The sequence below is a fragment of the Vibrio sp. 10N.261.55.A7 genome (assembly GCF_002877365.1).
Taxonomy (GTDB): Bacteria; Pseudomonadota; Gammaproteobacteria; order Enterobacterales; family Vibrionaceae; genus Vibrio.
This window is the reverse complement of sequence record NZ_MCWZ01000242.1, coordinates 1-629: the sequence shown is the minus strand read 5'-3', so window position 1 is coordinate 629 and position 629 is coordinate 1. Positions and strand designations below refer to the sequence as shown.

General features: G+C 44.0%; 1 protein-coding gene. It reads left to right on the top strand.

Annotation, left to right across the window (positions count from 1 at the left end; translation table 11 throughout):
• Window positions 1–629, top strand: a 629-nt coding sequence (locus BCU12_RS11285) for a pyridoxal-dependent decarboxylase (protein WP_241909814.1), incomplete at both ends; no start/stop codon positions are given.

Below are 629 nucleotides of genomic sequence, written 5' to 3'. Positions count from 1 at the left end.
GATATTGAAAAAGACTTCTCTAATCCGGTGATCCCAGAACAACCAGAGTTCGTTTCTGATCACACTCAACACCTTCTTGATACGCTTGTCGCGCAATCCGTTCATACATCAGCACCTAGCTTTATAGGGCATATGACATCTGCTCTTCCCTATTTCTTAATGCCGCTTTCAAAAATCATGATTGCGCTTAACCAAAACTTGGTGAAGATAGAGACGTCGAAGGCTTTTACACCGCTAGAACGTCAAGTACTTGGTATGCTCCATCGGCTGATCTATGGCCAAGAAGACACTTTCTATTCACATTGGATGCACAGTGCTGGTCACTCTCTGGGAGCTTTCTGTTCAGGTGGCACGATAGCCAACATCACCGCTCTTTGGGTTGCTCGCAATAACGCACTAAAAGCGCAAGGTGAATTCAAAGGCGTCGAAAAAGAAGGCCTGTTCAAGGCCATGAAGCATTATGGCTATGAAGGTTTGGCTATTCTAGTCTCTGAGCGAGGTCACTACTCACTTAAGAAAGCAGCAGATACCTTGGGTATCGGTCAAGAAAGCCTTATTTCAGTAAAAACCGACAATAACAATCGGTTATGCCCTTCCGACCTGAAGTTAAAATTTCAACATCTAAAACA